Annotated in this window: 17 protein-coding genes and 3 pseudogenes; 7 read left to right on the forward strand and 13 right to left on the reverse strand. The window is 56.2% G+C overall.

The window, feature by feature from the left end; translation table 11 throughout:
- Nucleotides 1-122 precede the first annotated feature (122 nt).
- Complete coding sequence (locus tag V8J85_RS03645; RefSeq protein ID WP_339952316.1) at nucleotides 123-2,243, forward strand: GumC family protein; 2,121 nt, start codon at nucleotides 123-125, stop codon at nucleotides 2,241-2,243.
- A gap of 131 nt (nucleotides 2,244-2,374) precedes the next feature.
- On the opposite strand, the gene V8J85_RS03650 is transcribed toward V8J85_RS03645, so the two are convergent.
- From V8J85_RS03650 to V8J85_RS03685, 8 genes and pseudogenes are all read right to left on the reverse strand, one after another.
- Nucleotides 2,375-3,787 (reverse strand): 3'-5' exonuclease, encoded by a 1,413-nt coding sequence (locus tag V8J85_RS03650; RefSeq protein ID WP_339952318.1) that lies wholly within the window; start codon nucleotides 3,785-3,787, stop codon nucleotides 2,375-2,377.
- 1 nt (nucleotide 3,788) lies between these two features.
- Complete coding sequence (locus V8J85_RS03655; RefSeq protein WP_339952320.1) at nucleotides 3,789-4,307, reverse strand: hypothetical protein; 519 nt, start codon at nucleotides 4,305-4,307, stop codon at nucleotides 3,789-3,791.
- 4 nt (nucleotides 4,308-4,311) lie between these two features.
- Nucleotides 4,312-6,132, reverse strand: coding sequence for a DUF294 nucleotidyltransferase-like domain-containing protein (locus V8J85_RS03660; RefSeq protein WP_339952322.1), 1,821 nt, complete (start codon nucleotides 6,130-6,132; stop codon nucleotides 4,312-4,314).
- A 103-nt stretch (nucleotides 6,133-6,235) separates the two neighbouring features.
- Nucleotides 6,236-8,020: a sodium:solute symporter family protein gene (locus V8J85_RS03665; RefSeq protein WP_339952324.1), complete on the reverse strand. Its 1,785-nt coding sequence runs from the start codon at nucleotides 8,018-8,020 to the stop codon at nucleotides 6,236-6,238.
- A 4-nt stretch (nucleotides 8,021-8,024) separates the two neighbouring features.
- The gene (locus V8J85_RS03670; RefSeq protein WP_339952325.1) at nucleotides 8,025-8,285 is read right to left on the reverse strand and encodes a DUF4212 domain-containing protein; all 261 of its coding nucleotides are present in this window, start codon (nucleotides 8,283-8,285) and stop codon (nucleotides 8,025-8,027) included.
- Nucleotides 8,282-9,022 (reverse strand): adenylate kinase, encoded by a 741-nt coding sequence (locus tag V8J85_RS03675; protein ID WP_339952326.1) that lies wholly within the window; start codon nucleotides 9,020-9,022, stop codon nucleotides 8,282-8,284. Before V8J85_RS03675 ends, V8J85_RS03670 begins: the two co-directional genes overlap by 4 nt.
- 3 nt (nucleotides 9,023-9,025) lie before the next feature.
- Complete coding sequence (gene acs / locus V8J85_RS03680; protein ID WP_339952327.1) at nucleotides 9,026-10,984, reverse strand: acetate--CoA ligase; 1,959 nt, start codon at nucleotides 10,982-10,984, stop codon at nucleotides 9,026-9,028.
- A gap of 671 nt (nucleotides 10,985-11,655) precedes the next feature.
- A pseudogene (locus V8J85_RS03685) lies at nucleotides 11,656-12,291 on the reverse strand (IS3 family transposase); the annotation flags it as partial.
- Between the two features lie 27 nt (nucleotides 12,292-12,318).
- Between V8J85_RS03685 and V8J85_RS03690 the strand changes: the two are divergent.
- From V8J85_RS03690 to V8J85_RS20030, 3 genes and pseudogenes are all read left to right on the forward strand, one after another.
- Nucleotides 12,319-13,277: pseudogene (locus V8J85_RS03690) on the forward strand (IS3 family transposase); the annotation flags it as partial.
- A gap of 34 nt (nucleotides 13,278-13,311) precedes the next feature.
- Nucleotides 13,312-13,866 carry a TniB family NTP-binding protein gene (locus V8J85_RS03695; protein ID WP_339953067.1) on the forward strand — a complete coding sequence of 185 codons (555 nt, stop codon included), beginning with the start codon at nucleotides 13,312-13,314 and terminating at the stop codon, nucleotides 13,864-13,866.
- Between the two features lie 59 nt (nucleotides 13,867-13,925).
- Nucleotides 13,926-14,342, forward strand: coding sequence for a hypothetical protein (locus V8J85_RS20030; protein WP_445285881.1), 417 nt, complete (start codon nucleotides 13,926-13,928; stop codon nucleotides 14,340-14,342).
- On the opposite strand, the pseudogene V8J85_RS03700 reads toward V8J85_RS20030, so the two are convergent.
- From V8J85_RS03700 to V8J85_RS03715, 4 genes and pseudogenes are all read right to left on the reverse strand, one after another.
- Nucleotides 14,295-14,867 (reverse strand): annotated as a pseudogene (locus V8J85_RS03700) (helix-turn-helix domain-containing protein); the annotation flags it as partial. The gene V8J85_RS20030 and the pseudogene V8J85_RS03700 sit on opposite strands and share 48 nt — an antisense overlap.
- A gap of 131 nt (nucleotides 14,868-14,998) precedes the next feature.
- A complete protein-coding gene (locus tag V8J85_RS03705; RefSeq protein WP_339952328.1) occupies nucleotides 14,999-16,018 on the reverse strand; it encodes an SDR family NAD(P)-dependent oxidoreductase in 1,020 nt (339 codons plus the stop codon).
- Nucleotides 16,018-17,184, reverse strand: coding sequence for a nucleotide sugar dehydrogenase (locus V8J85_RS03710; RefSeq protein ID WP_339952329.1), 1,167 nt, complete (start codon nucleotides 17,182-17,184; stop codon nucleotides 16,018-16,020). The genes V8J85_RS03705 and V8J85_RS03710 overlap by 1 nt, the downstream gene beginning before the upstream one ends.
- A 75-nt stretch (nucleotides 17,185-17,259) precedes the next feature.
- Nucleotides 17,260-19,479 (reverse strand): hypothetical protein, encoded by a 2,220-nt coding sequence (locus V8J85_RS03715; RefSeq protein WP_339952330.1) that lies wholly within the window; start codon nucleotides 19,477-19,479, stop codon nucleotides 17,260-17,262.
- A gap of 130 nt (nucleotides 19,480-19,609) precedes the next feature.
- Between V8J85_RS03715 and V8J85_RS03720 the strand changes: the two genes are divergently transcribed.
- Entirely contained in the window at nucleotides 19,610-21,847 is a 2,238-nt protein-coding gene (locus V8J85_RS03720) for a glycosyltransferase family 2 protein (protein ID WP_339952331.1), read from the forward strand.
- On the opposite strand, the gene V8J85_RS03725 is transcribed toward V8J85_RS03720, so the two are convergent.
- Complete coding sequence (locus V8J85_RS03725; RefSeq protein ID WP_339952332.1) at nucleotides 21,844-22,875, reverse strand: glycosyltransferase family 2 protein; 1,032 nt, start codon at nucleotides 22,873-22,875, stop codon at nucleotides 21,844-21,846. The genes V8J85_RS03720 and V8J85_RS03725 overlap by 4 nt on opposite strands.
- A gap of 111 nt (nucleotides 22,876-22,986) precedes the next feature.
- Between V8J85_RS03725 and aroQ the strand changes: the two genes are divergently transcribed.
- Complete coding sequence (gene aroQ, locus V8J85_RS03730; RefSeq protein WP_339952333.1) at nucleotides 22,987-23,433, forward strand: type II 3-dehydroquinate dehydratase; 447 nt, start codon at nucleotides 22,987-22,989, stop codon at nucleotides 23,431-23,433.
- The gene (locus tag V8J85_RS03735) at nucleotides 23,430-24,191 is read left to right on the forward strand and encodes a helix-turn-helix transcriptional regulator (RefSeq protein WP_339952334.1); all 762 of its coding nucleotides are present in this window, start codon (nucleotides 23,430-23,432) and stop codon (nucleotides 24,189-24,191) included. The genes aroQ and V8J85_RS03735 overlap by 4 nt, the downstream gene beginning before the upstream one ends.
- The last annotated feature ends 19 nt before the right edge of the window (nucleotides 24,192-24,210 follow it).

Raw genomic sequence — 24,210 nt, forward strand, 5'->3', positions numbered from 1 at the left:
CTTAGCAACACGCTGAACCTAGGCATAGCTCAAAAACGCCTTAAGGGCGAATAGCTGCCAAGTTGCCTTTGTCCGTGTCATATGGGAAGGGTATTCCCAGCCAACGGTGTTCGGGCAGGTCAATGAATAACAATACTGGCACATTTTTCAACAAAGTCAGCAACATAAACGATGCGCGTGATGATGAGATTGATCTTGCGGAGTTGTTGCGAACGCTCTGGCGTGGCAAATTCAAAATAGTTTTCGCAACGCTCGTCGCGATACTGATCGGTGGTTACTACGCCTTTGTGCTGGCAGTGCCGATCTACTCTGCGAGCACTGCCGTCGCGCTCGAGAACCGGCAGGCACAGATCGTGGACATCACAGACGTGATATCAGGACTGCCCAGCGACCAAGTCAGCATCAATACCGAAGTCGAGGTGCTGAAATCCCGCCGGCTGATCGAAAAATTGGTGCTGGACATGAATCTGATCGCTGATCCGGAATTCAACCGAACGCTTCGTCCGGAACCGCTTTTGTCGCTTACGACGATTGCCGACATGGTCCGATCCCTCGCCGGAACGCAAACCGAGACCGTGCCCGACACGCCCGAGTCTATTCAAGATGGCGTGATCGACGAGGTGCTCGACGTTCTGTCGATCACAAATCTGCGGCAAAGCTACGTGTTCGTAATCACGGCCCGAACTGAAAATCCCGTCAAATCGGCACAGATCACGGACAGGTTGGCAGAACTGTATATCCAAGATCAGATCATCATCAAATTCGAAAAGACCGAAGAGGCGACAGAGTGGCTTAGCGAACGTGTCAGTGTCCTGCAAGTCGAACTCGAGACTGCAGAGACGGCGTTGGAAGAATTTTCGCGTAGCACCGATCTGATCAGTCCAGAGGGTCTGATGGCGCTGAACCGCCAACTCAAGGATTTACGTACGCGCCAGAATGATCTGCGGGCAGAAATCGCAGAGACATCTTTACGTATTGCGGACCTTGAAGCGGCGCGATCGACCAACGATCTGACTGCCATGACGGAAACTGCGCGCGATCCTGCGCTCAGTCGGCTACTAGGGCAGGGCGGAAACAACGATGCATTGTTCCTCCTTCGCTATGATCAACTGATCGACCAAACGAGACAGCAAAACACCCGCGCGCAGGACCAGCTTGTCGCGATCACCACATCTATTCAACAACTGACGCGCAATATCGACACCCAGGCATCCGAACTTGTCGAGCTGCAGCAATATCAACGCGAGGCAGAGGCCAGCCGGTTGATATATGAGTATTTCCTGGCACGGCTAAAAGAAACATCCGTCCAACAAGGCATCCAACAGGCGGAAAGCAGAATTCTGTCGTATGCCGTCATTCCACAGCGTCCATCGGCCCCACGCAAACCGATTGTTTTGATCCTTTCGACGATTCTCGGGGTGATGGCCGGTGCGGCGATGGTTCTTTGGCGGGAATATACGCAAAATACATTCCGTCTTGCGGCCGAACTGGAGCAAAAGACCGGCTATCCGGTTCTGGGTCAAGTGCCCGCCATCGCCTCGCGTCGGCGCAAAAAGGTGTTGAAATATCTGCAAGACAAACCGAACTCGGCCGCGGCCGAGGCGATCCGCAACCTGCGAACATCGCTGCTTTTGTCAAATCTCGACAATCCGCCCAAGGTTATCATGTCCACATCGTCGATACCGGGGGAGGGGAAGACGACCCAATCGATCGCATTGGCGCAAAACCTGGCCGGGCTCGGCAAGAAAATTCTCTTGCTGGAAGGGGATATCAGACGTCGTGTCTTTTCCGACTATTTCCAGATCGAGGAAAAACCCAGCTTTTTGAAGGTGTTGTTAGAAGATGTATCCTTGGATGACGCGGTCACACATATGCCGGAGTTCGGTATTGATGTGCTCATGGGTGAGAAATCGACAAGCAACGCCGCCGATATCTTTTCGTCAGACCGCTTCGTGCAATTCCTTGGCAAATTGCGCGATCGTTATGATTACGTGATCATCGACACGCCGCCGGTATTGGCGGTTACGGATGCGCGTATCATTGCCCGCGCTGTCGACGCCATCATCTACACCGTGAAATGGGACAGTACATCACATCGACAAGTCTTGGACGGGCTGCGATCACTCGAGCAGGTCAACGTTCGCGTATCGGGCCTTGTTCTTGGGCAAATCCATGGGCGGGGGATGAAGCGATACGGATATGGCGACAGTTCCGAAAGCTACCAAGCGTACTACGATCACTGACTTTTTGGCCGAATGGGCGGGCTTGCGATTTCGTATTGTAATGCCGAACCAAATTTTACAGGTTTAGCTGTTTTTGCACACGCACGATCCGTTTTTTTTAGTCGAATGCTTATTCCACACCTCATGAGCATCTAACCATTGAGATCGCGCAGCAAACGACCGTGCTTTCGCGTCTTCTGTATCAGTTGGCCCAACGTCCTGTGACCTTTGGCCTCCAGCAGCGGCAACAGCTTTACCAGCACTTCGGCGGTCGCCCTCGCGTCACCAAGGGCCGTGTGGCGCTGATCCGGGGGGATATTGATCGAAAGCCGGTCGCACAAGGCATCCAATGAATGTTGCTCGCTTACACCGAAAACAACTGCCGACAGGAGAACTGTGTCGAGAACTGGGTGGGTCCATTCGACCCCCATCTGTTTTTCGGACGCCCGCAGCAATCCGATGTCGAAGGGCGCGTTGTGCGCCACGAGAACGGCATCGCGCGCGAAGTGATGAAAGCGGCGCCCGACCTCTCCGATATCTGGGGCATCAGCCACATCCGCGTCGGTCACATTGTGGATTCTCGTAGAAGATGGCGGGATCGGGCGACCTGGGTTTACGTAAGCGTTCAGCACCTCGCCGTCGACGATCCGTCCGTTCAGCACACGCACCGCGCCCAGCTGCACGATGGCGTCGTGCTCTACCGAAAGCCCAGTCGTCTCGGTGTCGAAGGGCACATAGCAAAGATTACGAATGGGCGAGGTAGCGATATCTTTCGCCTCAGCGGCATTTATCAGGGCGAAGTCGAAGACCAGCGGGCGTGGTTTGATCTTGTCGTTTTGACCGGCCTCCACATCCATCAGGACCATATGGCCACCACCACCCAGCGCCTTCAGTCGTGCATCGAATTCAACCCGCCGCGTGTTGTCATAGAGCTTGAACGGGACCTCGGTTCTGGTTTCGGACAACTGGTCCAGCGCCGCAGCGAGGGCTTTGATGTCAAAATAGTCGGTCAGTGGCGCCTTCAGCCGCGGTGGTGCGATTTGCGACAACACATTTGCTGCCTGGCCGTCATAAAGCACGATTTCGTGCGCTGGGTTCAGCAGGATCGTGGCGATAGGGATTTCTGTCAGAAGCGCCGTCAGACGCTCGCTTTCTACCCGCAGTCGTTGTGTCTCTTGCGCGACCTGAGCGGCGCGGTCCAGCACCGATGCGCTCATCGTCTGTGTCAATGCAGTGGCGGCAGGACCAAGGTCACCCAGATATCGTGCTGTGTCAGGGCTTACCGTCGCTTCGCCCCCGGAATGGGCTTGCAATCGTAGCCCGGCAGACAGCTTCTTAATCGGTTTGGCGACATGTTCGTCGAACAAGAGCCATATCGCGACCACAAGGCCTGTGTTCAGGAAGACAAAAAAAACGAACGCCGTCAAAAACGGGGCGGCAGAAACGTCACTTTCGGCGCGCGACCAGCCAAAGACCATCGCCGCTGCCGCCAGTCCCGCCCCTGCAACTGCCAAAAAGCAGAAGAAGAGAAAAATGCGAAAGCGCAGGCTGAGGTGGGTGAACATCTCAGATCTCGCAAACCAGTTTCAGGATCGGATCACTGTCAGGCATGGCCTGCCAATCCGCATCCGCCACACTCCCATCATCCGCAAAATCAGCCCCGTCGATCAGCAAGGCTGAACGACCGCCCGCACAATCAAATAACATTGGCGCCTGATTGACCGGTGACCACCGGCCGAAAAAGTACAGATCGGCGAGCCGCTGGTCGGGCAGGTTGGTATTCTTGCGCGCGGTTGCCGTATCGACAGCGACAAAGCGTTTGGTATAGGGCCAGGCCTTGGTCCAGGGGCGCAGCCAGCTTTGTTCATCGACGGTCATGGCGATTTCCACGCCTTCTGGAATACGCGCTGCGGTGCGATCGAACCAAGTGTATTCGTTTGAAATCGTCATTCCGATCATACCCAAACCAGCTGCCACGGGCATGATCCATTTCGGAAGGCGTCGCCCTGTCGCGATGTTCAGCAACATGGCAATGCCAGCGCAAGCGACCCCGGCAAAGACGGTGGCGATAAGTTCGACGAACATGGGCTTATCCTAACGCAGCTTTTCCCGATCCGGCAGCAGATTGCATTGTTTTGACGACGACGAAGGCGTCGCGCAAATGGCTTCTCTCGAAATCCGAGAGCGCAGAGGGATCAAGGTGATTGTCGGGTTTTTGGCCAGCCTTGATCTGGCGCGCCTGATCTTCGAGGCGCGTGGTCGCGATCAGGTCGTAGGCCTCGATTAGATCGGCCCCGCCCGAGGGCGACAGAACACGTGCCTTGATCGCCGCTTCCAGCCGTGCGTGGGTATTGGTCGGTCGTAGCTGACCTTGCAGCGCGTAAATGCGCCCGAGATCCACGACCGGCACCACCCCTTTATGTTTCAGATCGAGCCGGTTGCGGTGCTCACCAGAGCGGACCGTGGCGAGCCCGCGCAACAAACCCAAGGGAGGCTGGTGTTTGAGCGAATTGGCAATCATATGCGCGGTGAAGATGGAGTTCTTCGACGCCACCTTCAGCGTGTCTTTCTGCAGACGGCCCCAGAGGGTTTCGTCGCCGCCGATAGACCGCAGATCGAACATCACCGAAGCCAGCATCTGCGCTTCGGGACTGGGCTTGGCGATCCATCCTTCGAAATAGCTGCGCCAGACATGACGCGGCTGGCACCAGCGCGGGTTCGTCGCCATCATATCGCCTGGACAGTAAAAGTAGCCGCAAGTATGAAGCCCGTCGCTCACGAATTTGGCAAGGTCCGCGAAATAAGGCATCTGCGCGTCGGTCACGTCATCCGAGAGGATCAGGCAGTTGTCCTGATCGGAAACGCCAGCCTGTTCCTGCCGTCCCTGCGAACCACAAGCCAGCCAAAGATAGGGGGCTGGCGGCGGTCCAAACTTCGCTTCGGCCAGTGCCAACAGGCGGCGCGTCGCAGTGTCGGCGATGTCGGTTATCAATCGGGTGACGACCTCGTGACGGTTGCCGGTCTCGATCAGCTGTACCAAAAGCTGTGGTATCTGGGCTGTCACGCGCGCCATCCCAGCGGCGTCGGTTGCGTTTGCCACACGGCGCACCAGATCAGCTGACGACATCTCTTGCGCGCGCGTCAGATCGGTCTGCGTCACGATACCCAAGAGTTTTGTGCCCTCAACGATGGGCACATGTCCGATGCCGCGTTCCACCATCAGGTGCAGAACGTCCATAACCAGGGCTTTTGGCCCTAGCATCAGCGGGTCTTTTGTCATGATCGAAGAAACCGGAGCGCTTGGGTCAGCGCCGCCGACGATCACCCGACCCGTCATGTCGCGCAAGGTCACGATGCCGCAGAACCTCCCTGTTTCGCCGATGCAGACCGATGAGATACGGTGTTGATCCATCAGGGCTGCCGCCTCGCGGATAGGCGTTTGCGGCGTGCAGGTCACCGGCTTGCGGGTCATAATTTGCCGAACCGGCATCGTGGCGGAGTTTTTGTCATCGGGTCGAGCCGGGCGGCGTCGATCAAAGAACTTAGCAACCTGGGCATGGCCGTCGATCAGATCGAACAGAACCGGTGCGGGCACGAGAATCATCATCGCATCTGCGGTCACCGTTGCGATGCGGCTTGCGGGGTCGTGGCGCAGAAGCGCGCGTTCACCAAAGGAATTTCGGGGGCCAAGTATCGATAGCTGAACATCCGTCTCGTCGGTGATTTCAATTTCTCCGGCAACGATGATGTAGAGGTGGCGCACCTCGTCGCCGACAGCGAAGAGCGTATCGCCTGCCGCAGCCCTCTTCAGCGTGCAGACGTTGGCCAAGGACAAAAGCGCCGCGTCCGGCAGGCTGTCATACGGATGTACCGAGGCAAGAAAACGCATTTGTTCTGCGGGAAGGGGCATAGAAGTCACCTTCTAGGGGTATGCCCTGACCACAATGCTGCGGACAGGGCGATGGCGCGGGGTGGGGTGGTTGCCACCGACAAGGTCGGCGGCCCCGACGATGTCAGTGACCTTCGACTGCGGTTCCCGCACCACGTGGAATACGTACGCTCTGCACCAGGTCCTTGATCTCCTGCGGGGTCTCTTTGGTCATACCCGACACCACATAGGCGATGACGAAGTTCACCATTGCGCCGATTGCGCCGAATGAAGTGGACTTGACCGGCCCGAGAAGCGGATTGTCATCTGTGAACGTATTGGTGTCCGGGATGAAGAACCAGCCCTTGTGCAGGAAGATATACAGTAAGGTCACGACGAGACCCGCCAGCATACCAGCAACCGCGCCGACATTGTTGATGCGCGTCGAGAAGATACCCATCATCAATGCAGGAAAGATCGACGCCGCCGCAAGACCAAAGGCCAGCGCCACCGTTTGGGCCGCGAACCCGGGTGGGTTGAGGCCCAGAAGCACCGCCACCACAATGGCAGCCGCCATTGAAATACGGGCGGCCAACAGCTCTGACTTCTCTGACATGTTGGGTGTCAGCTGACCCTTCAGCAGGTCGTGTGAAACTGCCGAAGAAATGGCCAGAAGTAGACCAGCCGCTGTTGAAAGGGCGGCCGCAAGTCCCCCAGCCGCGACCAGACCGATCACCCAGCCCGGCAGGTTGGCGATCTCCGGATTGGCCAGTACCAGAATGTCACGATTGAAGTTGGTCAACTCATTGCCTTCCCAGCCGTTGGCTTCTGCCTTGGCCTGCAGATCGGCGTTGGCATCGTTGTAGTACTGGATCTGGCCATCGCCGTTCTTGTCTTCCCAGCCGAGAAGGCCGGTCTTTTGCCAAGTGGCCATCCAGGCGTATTCCGGGTCAGTTTCGATCTGCTCGACGCTAACCGCCGCGGCATCCGTACCGTTGGGCCACATCAACTCCGAGATGTTCAGCCGCGCCATAGCACCGACGGCAGGAGCCGTAAGATAGAGAAGCGCGATGAAGACCAGCGTCCAACCAGCGGACCAGCGGGCATCAGACACTTTTGGTACAGTGAAAAAGCGCATTATGACATGTGGCAGACCAGCGGTGCCAATCATCAGCGACAGGGTGAAGAGTACCATGTTGATAGTGGACCCGTGTGCAGCCGTATATTCCGCGAAACCAAGATCGGTCACGATCTGGTTGAGCTTTGCCAAAAGCGGCTCACCACTTTCGGTATTGCCAAAAAGGCCAAGTGCCGGGATTGGGTTGCCCGTCAGTTGCAATGAGATGAAGACCGCGGGGATCGTGTAGGCAGTAATTAGGACACAGTATTGCGCAACCTGTGTATAGGTCACACCCTTCATGCCGCCGAATACCGCATAGGCAAAGACGACACATGCCCCGATCAGCAGCCCCCAGAAGGCGTCGATCTCGAGGAACCGTCCAAAGGCAATGCCCACGCCCTGCATCTGACCGATCACATAGGTGATCGACGCGACCAAAAGGCAGACGACCGCGACCATGCGTGCTGTTTTCGAATAGAACCGGTCACCGATGAACTCGGAGACCGTGAACTTGCCGAACTTGCGCAGATACGGCGCCAGCAGCAACGCCAGCAAGACATAACCGCCTGTCCAACCCATCAGGAAGGATGAATTGTCATATCCCGTAAAGGCGATCAGCCCCGCCATCGAGATGAACGAGGCCGCGGACATCCAGTCCGCTGCGGTCGCCATCCCGTTGGTGACGGGGTGAACGCCGCGTCCTGCAGCATAGAATTCCGACGTGGATCCGGCGCGGGCCCAAATTGCGATCCCGATGTAAAGCGCAAAGCTCGCACCGACAAACAGAAGGTTGAGAGTAAACTGATCCATGTGCCTATTCCTCGTCCACGCCGAATTGTTTATCGAGTTTGTTCATCCGCCAAGCGTAGAAAAAGATCAGCGCGAGGAAGACAAGAATCGAGCCTTGCTGGGCGAACCAGAAACCAAGATCGGTGCCGCCGACGGCGATGCCCGATAGCAACGGGCGTAGGATGATCCCGAACCCGAATGAAACCAGCGCCCAGATAACAAGGCTGATCAGGATGAGCCGCACATTTGCGGACCAATATGCATTACTGTCTTCATTAGCGCTCATTGTGCTTCCTCCATTTGCGATGATCTCAAAGTTGTGGTTGCAGGCTCGATGCCACGAACTTTCGTTACGATTGGTCGAACGATCTGGCGCAAACCGTCTGTGATCGCATCGATGTCGCCCATGGCGTCAACGGTCCGAATACACTTCTGACCTTCATAAAACTCGATAAGCGGTGCTGTTTCAGAGTGGTACGCCACCAGCCGACGGCGCACGGTATCGGGTTTGTCATCCGCCCGTCTGCAAAAGCGTTGCCCGTCGCATTTATCGCAAGTTCCGTCGATCGCCGGGCGTTTGAAGGTCTCGTGGTAACCTTCGCCGCAAGTGTCGCATGTGTAGCGGCCGGAAATCCGCGCAACCATTGCGTCATCTTCGACTTCCAGACTGATCGCGGCATGGACCCGCGTGCCCAGAGAGCCAAGAAGCTGGGACAAGGCCGTCGCTTGCGGGATTGTGCGCCGGAACCCGTCCAGAATGACTCCCGCCGCACAATCCGGATCGCCGAGGCGTTCGCGAAGGATGCGCAGGACAATCTCGTCACCGACAAGACCGCCCGCCGCCATGACCTCTTTGGCTTGCTGACCGGCCTTGGTGCCTGCCGCAACTGCCGCGCGCAAAAGGTCTCCGGTAGAGAGCTGGATCAAACCAAACTGGTCTTCCAGAATTTTGGCTTGCGTCCCTTTGCCGGCGCCCGGAGGTCCCAACAGAATAAGAACGGGTACATCGTTGAAATCACGCATGGATCACCCCCTGTTCATTCTATTTTCGATAAGGTCGTCGACAACCGATGGATCGGCCAGGGTCGAGATATCGCCCAGTGCGCCATAATCGTCCTCTGCGATCTTGCGCAGGATGCGACGCATGATTTTGCCGGATCGGGTTTTCGGCAAGCCGGGCGCCCACTGGATCAGATCGGGCCTGGCGATCGGGCCGATTTCCGTGCGCACCCAGGTTTCCAGCTCTTTGCGCAAGTCTTCGGACGGGGTTTCACCGTTCATCAGCGTCACATAGGCGTAGATGCCCTGTCCCTTCACGTCATGGGGATATCCCACCACAGCGCTTTCAGCGACCTTGGGATGCGCAACCAGCGCACTTTCCACCTCAGCCGTACCCATGCGATGACCCGAGACGTTGATCACGTCATCGACACGTCCGGTGATCCAATAATCGCCATCCTCGTCGCGTCGGCAGCCATCGCCGGAGAAGTAGTACCCTTTGTAATCAGTGAAATAGGTTTTCTCGAAGCGCGCGTGGTCGCCCCAGACAGTACGCATCTGTCCGGGCCAGCTGTCCGCAATGCAAAGAACACCTTCTACCCCGTTACCGTGGATGACCTCACCGCTGGTAGGTTCCAGAACGACCGGCTGGACCCCAAAGAACGGCTGTTGCGCGGCACCCGGTTTCAGGGTCGTGGCACCGGGGAAAGGTGTCAGCATGTGACCACCTGTTTCGGTCTGCCAGAACGTGTCGACGATCGGGCATCTGCCTTTGCCGACGACCTCATTGTACCAGTTCCACGCCTCGGGGTTGATCGGCTCGCCGACCGACCCCAGAACCCGCAGATCGGACAGATCGTGCTTTTCCACCCACTCATTTCCGGCGCCCATCAGGGCACGGATCGCAGTCGGTGCGGTGTAGAACTGATTGACCTTGTGCTTGGCGCAGACCTCCCAGAACCGACCGGCATCGGGATAAGTCGGGACGCCCTCAAACATGATCGTGGTGGCCCCGTTGGCAAGCGGGCCATAGACAATGTAGCTGTGGCCCGTGACCCAACCGACATCGGCTGTGCACCAGAAGACATCACCATCGTGATAATCGAACACAATCTCATGGGTCATCGATGCATAGACCAGATAGCCGCCGCTGCTGTGCACGACGCCCTTCGGTTGCCCGGTGGATCCAGATGTGTAGAGGATGAAAAGCGGGTCCTCCGCGTTCATTTCGACAGGCGGGCAATCCTCGGGTGCTTCCTGCATCATTTGATTGCAATCGTGATCGCGGTCGGTCCAGGTCGTCTGCGTGCCGGTACGTTTGACCACAAGGCACTGCACGTCGTCATTGCAGTGCAGCAGGGCCTTGTCGGTGTTGGATTTCAGCGCCGTCTGGCGTCCGCCCCGTGGCGCATGGTCCGCTGTAATAACAAGTTTCGCATCACAGCCAGTGATCCGTGCGCCCAGAGCTTCGGGTGAGAAGCCGGCAAAAACGATGGAGTGAATGGCACCGATCCGGGCACAGGCCAACATGGCATAGGCAGCTTCAGGGATCATCGGCAGGTATATGACGACACGGTCGCCTTTCTCGATGCCCAGTGACTTCAGCACGTTGGACATTTTGCCGACGGATCGGTAGAGATCACGATAGCTGATATGGAGGGCAGCATCCCTGGACGGATCGTCCGGCTCCCAGATGATGGCAGTCTGGTCACCGCGGGTGCTCAGATGCCGGTCGATGCAGTTCGCCGACACGTTAAGCGTGCCATCTTCGAACCATCGAATATCAATGTTGCCGGGGGTGAATGACGTGTTTTTGACGCGATTGAATCGCTTGATCCAGTCGATCCGCTTGCCGTGCTCCGCCCAAAACGCTTCCGGGTCGGCTACCGAGGTTTCGTACATTTTCGCATAGTCATCCGTACCGACATGCGGCTTGGGCTTTGCGGATCGCAGTCCGTCGGTACGGGTCAGTATGTCTTGGGTCATCGATCAATTCCCTTATCTGCCATCTTTGATAGCCTTCAACCAATGCGGGCCATCATGCACCTGCAGCAAAATTACACACTCTGATGAGAAGTTGAGCATATCGATGACTTTTTTAGCAAATATTGTAAATTTATGAGAAGGGATTTGTCGAAAATCGGCAAATTAATTTACAAAAACGAATTCAGCTAGTTTTTACGGCACGTTAGCTTGCACGAAAATCCCTCTAAGCGCCGTCCTAGGTATGCAACCGCATACATCCCGACCCCGCTGTAGCGCGAGTTGCGGAATGATGAAGTGTTTTGTCCACGGCTGCGAAGCACGACTGAAGGGTAATGGTCCGACTTGCTGAGTCGGCGATGGACAGGGGGCAGGGTGGCTCCTTCGGTCATTACATCGGTTCAGGCAAAACGCGCCCGAGTTGGATCACATCGTCATGTGCCTAATTGGCTTAGCGACCCCGGTCTTGGCACTATGAAATGAAACGTATTTATCATCCTCGGGCCGACAGCTTGCCAGCGCACCAGAATAAGCAAGCGTTCTTTCCGACTGCTACCAGCCTCAGTCAAACCGACGTACTGGGCGCGTCATCGAAACGGGCGAGGAGGATTCATGGATGGACTCAATCCTCGAACTGAACCGCGCCGGGTTTGTCGGAGGCTGAGTTGTCTTGGTTACGCGGCCATGTCTGCTCTTTCCAGAGCGACGTAGAAGTTCGCCTGTGCTTCGGTCGGTGGGATATTCCCGATTGGTTCCAGCAGGCGGCGATTGTTGAACCAGTCGACCCATTCCAGGGTGGCGTATTCAACGGCCTCGAAGCTGCGCCATGGGCCACGACGATAGATGACCTCGGCCTTGAACAATCCGTTGATCGTCTCGGCCGGGACATTGTCATAGGAATCCCCGATGCTGCCGACTGATGGTGCGATCTTCGCCTCTGCCAATCGTTCTGTGTACTTAATCGACAAATATTGCGATCCGCGATCGGAATGATGCACCAGCTGATCCTGTGCAGGCCTACGTTGATGAATGGCTTGTTCCAAAGCCTCCAGGACAAATCCGGCGGTGGCCGTGCGACTGACACGCCAACCCACGATCCTGCGTGCAAAGACAGCGATGACGAAGGCGACGTAGACAAACCCCTGCCCCCCTCTCATTGATTGCCTTGCAATCAACTGCCGGGCAGTGGTCGCGACGTAGGTAAAATCGCTCACCCAAAGGACGTTCGGGGCGGGTGCGTGGAACTGTCGGTTCACACGGTCCAGCGGACAGGGTAGCGCTTTGTCTGGTACGGTTGTTCTTGGCTTGCCCCCTTACTTTGAGCCGAGGAGGCGACCATGGGGACAAGCAACTACAGCGACGCGTTCAAGCGCGATGCGGTGCATCAGATCACCGTGCGCGGGTATCCTGTGCGGGAGGTATCCCGCCGTTTGGGCGTCAGCACGTATTCTCTCTACAAGTGGCTGAAGCTGTTCGGGGAACCTGTTGCGAAGCCGGACGTGGACCATGAGGCCGAGAACCGGCGCCTGAAGCGCGAACTGGCTCGGGTGACCGAGGAGCGCGACATCCTAAAAAAGGCAACGGCGTACTTCGCGCGCGCGTGCCAATGAAGTACACCTTCATCCGGGCGCATCGCGAGGAGTTCGGCGTCCGGGCCATGTGCCGGGTGCTGCGGGTGCACTTCTCCGGCTTCTATGCATGGCTCAAAGAGCCGCTGAGCCATCGCGCGGGGGAAGATGCGCGGCAGACTGAGCTGATCCGGCAGGCCTGGACCGAGAGCGGCAAGGTCTATGGATATCGCAAGCTGACCGACGATCTGCGCGACCAGGGTGAACGGATCTCGGAGAACCGGGTGGCGCGCCTGGCATCGCTGGCCGGGATCGCTGCGCAGATCGGCTACAGGCGTCGTCCCGGCCGATATGGCGGCAAACCCGCGATTGTGGCTGAGAACAGGCTGGAGCAGTGCTTCGATGCGTCTCAGCCCGATCAGGTCTGGGTGACCGACATCACCTACGTCAAGACTCATGAAGGCTGGCTGTACCTGTGCGTCGTCCTCGATCTGTTCTCGCGTCGGGTTGTCGGCTGGTCCGCCCAGTCCCGCATGACGACCGACCTCGCCCTGCAGGCCCTGCTGATGGCCGTCTGGCGACGAAAGCCCGACAACCGGGTCACGGTGCATTCCGACCAGGGCTCCCAGTTCACCAGCCGGGAGTGGCAGACCCTCCTCCGCCAGCACGACCTTGAGCCGAGCATGAGCCGATGCGGGAACTGCCACGACAACGCGGTCAGCACCAGTCATTAATGAACATATCCATCCAAGCGGAGAGATCATTGACTACTGCGACGAACTCCGTGCGTCTCTTGCGATCCCTGGCTATGGCCCAATGGTGAGGCAGGTTTCATTCCAGAAGACGCTTCATCTACTTGGTGCGCTGAACACGCGGATAGTCATCCTCGAGGACTTTCACCAGACCTACAATTTCAAGAAACATCAGATGGTCGCTTACCAGAACTTCGTTCATCCATTGATTTCGAAATACGATATCCGTGTTGTTCTCACCGGCGTGCCACAGATCTGGCGGTGGGCAATGGATGACGAGCAAACGCTTGGTAGGTCCATTCATCTGCAGTATCGCGCATGGGCGCCCTCAGATGATGATTTCATTGAATTTCTTGAGGGCTTTGAGCAATGGTGTCCGGTTCAAAAGGGCTCCGCGCTGTCAAGTGATCAAAAGTTGCGCAAAGCAATCGTTAGGAAGACCCATGGCGTCTGCCGCGAAGTCATGCGGGAATTGATCGGTCTTGACATATATGCAGTCGCTACCGGCCGTGAGCGTTTGGATTTTGAAACATGGCTGGCGTTCCGTGACCGAGATCTGAACTGATGCGGGTTACACCGTATACGCTTGAAAGCCTTTCGTCATTCATTGGGCGCGCGGCGGCGATGCAAGCAATGGACGTACGCACCTACCTGAGAGAAGTGCTTACCTCGACGACAATAGACCCCTATCCGAAAATTCCACATGATCTGGACATGCTCGCCGACCAGGCTCTGCTTGCGCAACTCAATGTTGCACTGGACCCGCAAAAGCACCGATTGGCGATGATGACGCTGCAAGGCTCGGAACCCGGTATTCACACAAAGTGGCTCAGGCGGGCAGGGGGCGCCAACATAGAGGGACGCGACCACTTTAGTCCGATGGCGCAATTGGCATGGTGTCCAAGATGCCTGCTGCGAGACCAACTTGATGGTCATGATCAGTTTCTGCACCTGTCATGGCCGCTGATCACACGAACCTTTTGCACGGTTCTCCAATGCATCGAAGTAGGTAAATGTGCTCTCCGATTGCACGAACCGTAGTTCCATCAGCGTACTGGTTGCATCGTCAATGAAGACGAGAAGGGTGCATGGATCGGCGCGGTCTTCAAACCACCGATGATCTGATCCGTCGATTTGGATCAGTTCGCCATAACATTCCCTGCGGAGTCGTGGCTGATGGAATGTGCGGCGCTGTTTGCGTGACAACCACAAACCATCTTCCTGCATCCACTTGCGCAGCGTCTCCCGCGACACTTTGAACGCATGAAGTTCGGCCAGCATCTCCGCCGCCAGGGTCGGCCCCAAGTCGGCATAGTTCTCTTTAACCAAGGCCAGAGCATAATCTCGCTTGGCATGATGGATGCGATTGTTCGGAGGTTTGCCACGCGCCTTGTGCCGGATCGCGAACGCGCCATCCTGCCTATAACGCTTCAAGAGCCTGAAAACCTGTCGGCGTGTCAGGTCTAATATGTTCGCGGCATTGTCGACGGTCAGCTGACCATCATCAACTTGTGCCAATACTTCTACGCGGTTCAGTTCGCGCTCGCTCATAATCACCCATCCCATGCCAGATCTCTCTGCCTGTTATCGTTGTCGGCGAGAGTGACATTCCTGAATTGCAGATAGGTGACATTTTAGCTTTGCTGCTACAAAATCGGATTCGCATAATCAGTATTATGTTAAATAAAGACAACATCTCAACGGTCATCATAATACTGAATATGCCAATCGACATAGGCCTTTACGCCATCGGTCGCGTTGGTCTCAGGTTTGAAGCCGGTCAATTTCCGGAGTAATGTCGTATCAGCCCATGTTGTCGGGACATCTCCTGGCTGGATTGGCAACATGCGCTTGTCGGCCTTACGTCCGGAAGCGGTTTCGATGGCCTCGATGAAATCCAAAAGCCTTACGGTTTCGCCGTTTCCGATATTGACGATCCGCCAAGGCGCCACCGGAGACAAGCTGTCACCCGTGGGCACGATTCCGTCCTTTGGGCGCGCTGGTGTGACGTCCATCAGTAATCTGATCCCACGGACCAAGTCCGTCACGAATGTAAAATCGCGTTGCATGTCGCCGTGGTTGAACACTTTTATCGGCTCTCTCTTCAGGATGGCCGACGTGAACAGATACGGTGCCATATCCGGGCGGCCCCATGGCCCATAGACGGTAAAGAAGCGAAACATGGTGATCGGCAGGTCGAACAGATGCGCATAGCTGTGCGCCATCGCTTCGGTCGCCTTCTTCGTCGCCGCATAGTATGACATTTGATGATCGGTCTGATCGGTCTCGCGGTACGGCATGGTCGTGTTCGCCCCATAAGCCGAGCTGGTCGATGCCAAAAGTGCATGTTTTGGTGGATGGGCCCGCATCGCCTCCAGCAATTCGAAGGTGCCCATCAAGTTCGCCTGGGTATAGGCGCGCGGGTTCTCGATCGAATAGCGGACGCCGGCCTGTGCGGCCAAATGAACCACAATGTCAGGCTTGTAGGCCTCGAAAAGCGCCTGTAGCGCACCCTGCTCTTCTACATGAGAATGACTGAATATGTAGTTGTTCTTCCGAATTAATTTCTCATTTCTATCGGTCTTCAACGTCGGATCGTAGTAGTCATTGAGGCTGTCCACCCCAACGACGGTCATACCTTCATCAAGAAGAAGGTTGCACAGATGAAACCCGATGAACCCGGCAGCTCCGGTGACCAGAATTGTGCGGTCCCGCATCAATTCACCTCAAAAAGATCGCGGGTGTAGACCTTGTCGGCGACGTCCCGAATGTCTTCGGTCAAGCGATTGGCGAGGATCAAATCTGCTTCGGACTTGAACCTTTCCAGATCACGGATAACCCGAGAGTTGAAAAACAGGTCGTCCTCCAGCACAGGTTCATAGACCGTGCATTCGATCCCCTTCGCCTTGATCCGTTTCATGATGCCCTGCACGGAGCTGTCCCGAAAATTGTCGGAACCGGCCTTCATCACCAGCCGATATACACCCACTAGCTTTGGTTTGCGGTTGATGATCTGGTCGGCGATGAAATCCTTGCGCGTGCGGTTCGACTGTACGATTGCAGCGATCAGGTTCTGCGGCACCTGGGCATAGTTGGATAACAGCTGCTTTGTGTCCTTGGGCAGGCAATAGCCGCCGTAGCCGAAGGATGGGTTGTTGTAATGACCACCGATCCGTGGGTCCAGGCTGACGCCCTCGATCACCTCGCGGGCGTCGAGCCCGTGCGCGATGGCGTAGCTGTCAAGTTCGTTGAAGTAAGCGACCCGCATGGCAAGGAACGTGTTCGAAAACAGCTTGATCGCCTCCGCCTCTGTGGATTTGGCGAACAGAACCGGCATGTCCTTGTCGATGGCACCTGCGACCAGTAGATCGGCAAAGGTCCGGGCCGTGTCGCTGTGCGCACCAACAACGATGCGGGAAGGGTGAAGGTTGTCTTCCAACGCCCTGCCCTCGCGCAGGAATTCAGGTGAAAAGATGATGTCGTCGTATCTGTATTTTTCCTTCATCTCGCGCGTAAAACCGACCGGAACAGTCGATTTGATGATGATCGTGGCCTCTGGCGCAATCTGTTGCGCCTGCGCGATAACGGCTTCGACGCTGGAGGTGTCGAACAGATTGGTCTTGGGATCGTAATTGGTGGGCGTCGCCACGATCACGTAATCCGCGCCTTCGAGGGCATCGCCGGCCTCTGCCGTCGCCCGCAGATGAAGCGGCTTTTCGGCCAGGAACCGTTCCATCATCGCGTCTTCGACCGTCGGACGCTTTTCATTGATCATGTCGACCCGATCCGGATCGATATCAAGCGCGACGACCGGATTGCTCTGGGCCAGAAGGATCGCATTGGACAGTCCGACATATCCCAAACCCGCCACCGCGATTTTCATGGCATCTTTCCTGCTTTTGCGATCATGTCTGACCGTCGATATATCAGCACGCACAATGCGACAAACGCTTTTGCATCATTCGAGTGCCTTCAGCCCTAGCCGTACCGCCCGATTGGGATTCTTCGCCAAGATATATTGCCCCAGTCTTTTTGCCAGTTTGATATGCCCATGCGACACTGCCCGATTGAACAACTCCCTTTGGTAGCGCAGAGAAGATTTTCTGGCGCGCAGCAGTTTATAGTAGTCATGCGCCGTCAGCGTTCCCTCGAGAGCCCCGAGGATGATCGGAGATAAAATTCCCATTTGATTCAGCGAACTCCCCAATCGATGCCCCAGCAAAGGCGCACGAAGATGTTGGGCATTCGGGTTGGTGAAGCGGGCGGCATGTTGCGCGTCCAGTGGCTCATAAGGATCATAAAGGATCGATACCCGACGCGCGGCAGCACTGACCTTGGCCGCATCGCCGTATTTGCCGGAAAAGTCTTTGTCCCAGACGACCTTATATCTGGTTTCCCAAGGCACGATTGTTTTGTCGACTGTAGACTGAGGTGATATCGCCACCACATCGCAGCCAGGTGCGGCAGGTGAAAATGCGCACGCCGCGTAGCCCCCCATCGACGCGCCGTAGAAGACGACCCGACCGAACTGATCAAAGAAACCTTCGGCCACCAACCGATCGAACTGGGCTGCGACCCATGGTTCGCGATACCATGTCCAACCGCCTGCCAGCACACTCAGCGCCGACCACCCCTGCCCTTCGATAAAGCTGTAGCCCCAAGGCCGCCGGTCTTCGCGCTTGGTCATGGCGATATCCAGATTGTCGAACGTCACGACAAGTGTGGATTTACTTCGCGGGGTATAGAGGAAACTATGCCCATTCGCCCCCGCTTCGAACCAGCCTTCGGGGCCTGTCAGGGTGTTGGCAATTCGTGCCCATCCCGCCGCGACATCGGACGCTTCCGGTGGTTTGGGGATGACCCGCACGCGCGAGACTGGCGTGTCATCCGAAAGGTGGGTCGACAACAGGACATTTATTCCAACATCGCGCAAGAAGGGAAATCCGCCCGAACCTGTACGGACATCCATGAAAATACGGGTGTCGGAATGAAGGCAGTTGTCAAGAAAACCCCGAAGAAATCGTACCTTATACCGATCACCGAACCCGCCAAGGTTACACAAAACATCGACCGGGCGCAGCTCTGCCTCTTTGCGAATGACATGGATCCGGTTTTCGTCGACATCGTGTGTTTTCAGGAACTTCATGTAGTCGGTGATCCAGTCAGGATCATCCCGACCCAGTTTACCCCGACGGTTCGTTGCGATCAGGTAAATATCGCAATCGAATTTGTGGTGCAGCGCCAGAACGAATGACCGCGCCGCGCCGGTCAGATCGGCCACCGTATTGACTTCACCCAGATCGACCTCGTCAATCAGGGCGCCGTCGAAAACCGTCTGCCCGCGACCTTTTATCGGGGCCAGATGGGGATTGATGTCATGTTGTTGCACAAGTTTGTCCAGGAAACTATCTTTGGGTGGTAAGCCGTTGTGGTTATTTCCTAACTGCCGCTTGTTTGAGGCCCAAAGGTGCAGCGCTGTCGTCTCGTCCGTGATCAGACCTTCGGCAAGGGACGCGCGGCGCAGGAACTTGAACCGCTCGCGAAATGTGATCGGGTAGAAGGCGTTTAGCGGCTGAACATGCTTCGTCAAACCAAGGTGATGCACAAAGTGGGTGACCATCAGTGGGCCCCACACGCCCCATGGTTGTTCGGAGACATGAACAGGTTTACCCTTCTCGGCTTGTTTGCGCATGGTCCGCTGTCGGGTCTTCGGTAGAAATGGCGCGATCGAGTGGCGATCGGATGTGAATTCGAGCATTTGCCGCAGCAATTCGCTGTCCGGGGGCAATCCCAATACCGCATTGTTGACCCGATGTTCTCCGGGGAGCTCGTAGCCCATCACATAGTCAGACTGGTACGTCATTGGACGATGACAATACACATCGGTGTCTACCCAGATCATGCCGGGGTTTTGGTGGATCATATGGAGACGAAACCAGTCGGCAAAAAGCGCATAACTGTTCTTTTGCTCGTATTTGATGAAATCATCGGTATCGATGACCTCTCTTCCATCCCGTCGGATGACACCTTGAGGAACATTCGGAATGTCTTCGTACGAGAACAGCGTGATTTTCTGGCCCTTGTCGACGAAGGATTTCAAGCAAAGCTGCTCGAGCCAGCTAAGCGGACCACCGATCCAAAGTGTTCCGACCTCGCGCACGCGCCCCATTTGCCTCATTGCTCCTGCCTTGTTTGCCAAACGCCATCTTGACCCCTGATAAGGTCCATGCAAGCAAAATCAAAGATATAGAGGATTGGCGAACCCGAATGAGCCGCGCGCAGAACATCGCAATAGAACGAACATTGGCATGACCGGTCGCATCATTATGCGATGTTTGGCGAGCCATGAGGTTGGTTCGATAACCCTTATCGATGCGATCGAGCGCGAGGTCGATGGTGGGCAGGAACTTACACTGTTTCTTGATGCGGGTGTTAATATCAACCTGATCACCCCACCGGATAAAGCCAAGCTGATTGCAGCGTCACAGATCGCCGGTGCCCCGATTCTGACTTATCGGCTGCCGGCTGGCGCCAAACGTACCTTTGTCTTTGGTGAAGCCACGTTGGATATCGTCCCGGCAGAGGCGGAAAGCCACGTATTCGAAGGGGCGAACGCGATCATCGCGACACGGAACGGCGAAACAGCACAAACCGTTATCGCGTGGCTGAACTATCATGTTGCGATCCAGGGTCTGCAGGTGGCGATTATCCTTGACCGGGCGCGCCCCGGCACGGACGGGGATTTTGTCCGTGAACTGCACGATTGCGATCCGGCCTGTGATATCGTTCTGGTCAAAAGCGACGTACCCCTTGGTCGTCGCGACCTGCCACCAGAGGCGCATCCATTCTGTGTTCCCGAAGCACCGGGAAAGGATCGGATGATTGTTCCCGCCCCATCGCCGTGGGACTCGCCGCTTCGCGCCGTCACCTGGTATGAAATCGCCCGTCGTCGTTTTCTTTTGGATGCCCGTGCGATCGCCAACATCGATGTGCACGACCTGATCCGCATGAGTGATCGGACGGTTTTTGATCAATCGATCGTGGCGGACGGTGGGTTGATCCGTCTGGAGGGTCGACACTGTTATCCTTGGCGGGTCAAACCTGACGAACCCGTTCTTTTCGCCGATCATATCTGCGTTCAGTTCGATGCGACCGGTGGTCGTCAACGTTGGTGCATCGCGCCGGCGAAAGCGCCGGAGAACACCATTTTGCGGCTGTTGCGGGTGGGCAATGCCGTGCCCGACCCGGCCCATATCGGTCACTTTGATCGCCACATGGCAATGCGGCACCCGACCGACAGCATCTCAAAAATCGTGCCCAAAACTTCGCTTATCGAGGATGAGGCGCTCCTCGCGCGCTCCAAAGAGTATTTTGGACACGATCCCGTGCCCATCCCGACATTACAAGCACCCAAGATCAACCCGGGGCGCGGACGCCGCGCCATCGTGACCACAATGAAGAACGAAGGACCGTTCATCCTCGAATGGTTGGCATATCACCGGGCGATCGGGTTCGACGATATCCTGATCTACACCAATGATTGCACCGATGGCACCGACACGATGCTGCAGATGTTGATGAACAAAGGCTATGTCCAGCATCGTCACAATCGCTTTCGCGAGATGAACCTCAAACCACAGCACGCTGCGCTGCAGATGGCGGAAGATGAAGCCGTCATCAGCGATGCAAAGTGGGTCACCTGTATCGATGTGGACGAGTTCGTGAACATCAAGACCGGGGATGGCACGCTGGATGCGCTGTTCGACGCCGTACCTGATGCGAATATGATAGCGATGACCTGGCGGCTGTTCGGAAACGCGAACGTGCACGACTTTGTCGATCGACCGATCACCGAACAATTCCTGCGTTGTGCCCCTGAACTGGCGCGCAAACCACATCAGGCCTGGGGCTTTAAAACGCTGTTCCAGAATATCGGTCTATTCAAGAAACTCGGTGTGCATCGACCCAAAGGGCTGAATCCGCAGTTGTGGGAGATGATCAACTGGGTGAACGGGTCCGGCACGCCCCTGCCCCGCGACATGTACCGCAATGGCTGGCGATCCACGACCGAGACGTATGGCTATGATCTGGTGCAACTGAACCATTACGCCGTGCGCTCGGCTGAGAGTTTTCTGGTCAAGCGTGATCGGGGCCGCGTGAACCATGTCGACCGTGATCAGGGTCTGGCCTATTGGTTCCGTATGAACAACAACTTTGAGGAAGATCGCTCGATCATACCCCGTCTTCCGATGATGCAGGCAGAATTGGATCTGATGTTGGCCGATCCTGATATCGTCGCCGCACACGCCAACGCCGTCGCCGCGCACCGGACCAAGATCTTGGAATTACGCGAAACAGCCAACTATGCCCGGTTTTTCGAAACCCTGACCAGCACCAGGCAAGAGAAGCTATCTTGCCTGCACAGTCATTTCGGGGCGAATGTCTTTCTGGCTGGGCCCGAAGTGGTGCCCGACGAGATTACTGACAAAGACCCCAAAGGGGACTGGTTCTTTACCGTGGAGAATCAGGGCGATACGGCGCATTAACTTTTCGCCTCGGCTATCAGCCGACGAACCGTCATCAGTTGGTCGAACAGATGCTTTTGCAGACTCAGCGGTAACACACGTGTAGGACCGGACTGTAGAAGGCGGGCCATCAAATAAAAGCTGTCCGACTGTGTCATCAATTCCGCAATTCGCGCCTTACGCCATGCCACGCCATTATCATGCAGGCGGACGATCTCGGGGTCGGCGCGTAGCGCCGCAACGTTATCCCGCACAGCACCTTGATGACGCAAGATCCGACGATCTTCGATCGCGTTGAAATTTCGATCCATCCAGTAGGCAAGATCGATTGGGTCGCCCGTATGATTTGGGCGCCCGCGCGCAACCTTGATCAAAAAGCTCTCAATAGACCCAACGGCATAGTGGTTAATCTGGGCCAAGCCATAGCGCGGCACAAGGGTTGGCACGACAGTCCCCCCGACCTCGGGCATCCCATGCCCGTTGCCATCGACCCAGCCATCGAACCCGCCACCCTTGGGGCGATGCACACCTAACCGATCATAGTGATTAACATTGCGATAAAGCGACTTGAACTGCACTGCGCGCCATGGCCACAGCAATCGGTCAGGCGCCGCCCTGGTGAATTGCTCAAGGATCGGCCTGTCCACGAAGCCGGCAACATCGTTACAACCGAACATCCGCCACGGTAGCGCAAAACCATTCGCATTCGGGCAAGCAGTTATCAGATCCTCGATCCGACCATCGCCGGTGTGAATACAAAGATATTCGTCTACATCGGTGACATAAATCCAATCCGCCGCGGCCAACAGAGGGTGGCGTCCGGCTTTGTTCAGCGCCCGCCATTGCACGGATTTCTTGCCACCGGAATGATTGCGTTCATGTCGAACGACACCCAATGCGGTAAGCCGATCCAGCAGATCGTCCGTTCCATCCTCGCAATCATTGGTGTAGATCAGGAAATCGGTGACGCCGATACGCTGGTGATAAGCGATCCATTCGAGGATGAATGGCGCCTCGTTCCGCATAGTCGTGACGGCAAGAATGCGCATCTGTCTCCTGTCTCAAACGGCTTTGCCTTGCTTGCATGCGCGCCAAGCAGGATCAAGTCACTCGCAACCAATTCTCTTTTGCTCAATGATCCAAAGATGTTAGAGGGGGTTATGAAACATGCCGTCCTGATCCTCAATGGTCCCAATCTGAATCTGCTGGGCACCCGGCAGCCCGAGGTCTATGGGACGACGACGCTGGCCGATATCGAACAGATGTGCCGGAATAAGGCGACCGCGCTTGGTATCGATGTCGCATTTCAGCAATCCAACCACGAGGGCGCGTTGGTCGACGCGATTCATAACGCAATCGGTGAATACCATGGGATCATTCTGAACGCGGGCGCTTATACGCACACTTCCATCGCACTTATGGATGCGATGGGCTCTGTCGAAGTGCCGGTTATCGAATTGCATCTGTCAAACATCCATGCACGCGAGGCGTTTCGCCATCACTCATATATAGCGCCCGTCGCGATCGGTCAGATTTGCGGTTTCGGCGCAAACGGGTATCCTTTGGCAATCGATGCGATGATGGCCCATCTTGGAGGTGACACATGACCAGCTTTGTGAAGCATCTCGATAAACTGACCAATGCGCAGACAGTGGAAGATCTTTGGGATCTGCACGTCAAGCAAATGAAAAGCTATGGTTTTGACCGGATCATGTACGGCTTTACCCGCTATCGCACCTCGAGCTCATTGGGCGATCCGCAGGATTGGGTGCTGTTGTCCACGCAAAGCCCGGAATACATGAAGGTCTTCTTTGATGAGGGCCTGTATTACCACGCACCGATGCTGAAATGGGCACTGGCCAATAACGGCGCCTGCAGCTGGCGGTGGATGATGGATATGAATCGGATCGACAACCTGACCCCTAGCGAAAAACGGGTGATGGAATTCAACAAGGAAATGGACGTGACGGCTGGTTACACCGTTAGCTTCCGCTCGATCTCGGAACGAACCAAAGGCGCGATTGCCCTGACTGCAAAAGCCGGTTTGTCTCAGGATGCGGTCGAACAGACTTGGGCCAAACACGGTGACGAGATCATCGTGATGAACAACGTGATGCACCTGAAATTACTCACCCTGCCCTATTCCGGCGAACGGCACCTGACCAAGCGACAGCGCGAGGTGCTGCAATGGGTTGGCGATGGCAAGACAACTCAGGATATTGCGATCCTTCTGGGCCTGACCGCGGCCACGGTGGAAAAGCATCTGCGCCTGGCCCGCGAGGCATTGGACGTGGAAACCACGGCTCAGGCCGTGCTGAAAGCGGCGTTCTACAACCAGATGTTCATCGTGGATGTCGAGGCCTGAGACGTAATATTTCGTCTGA

It is taken from the genome of Yoonia sp. 2307UL14-13 (assembly GCF_037572755.1).
Lineage (GTDB): Bacteria > Pseudomonadota > Alphaproteobacteria > Rhodobacterales > Rhodobacteraceae > Yoonia.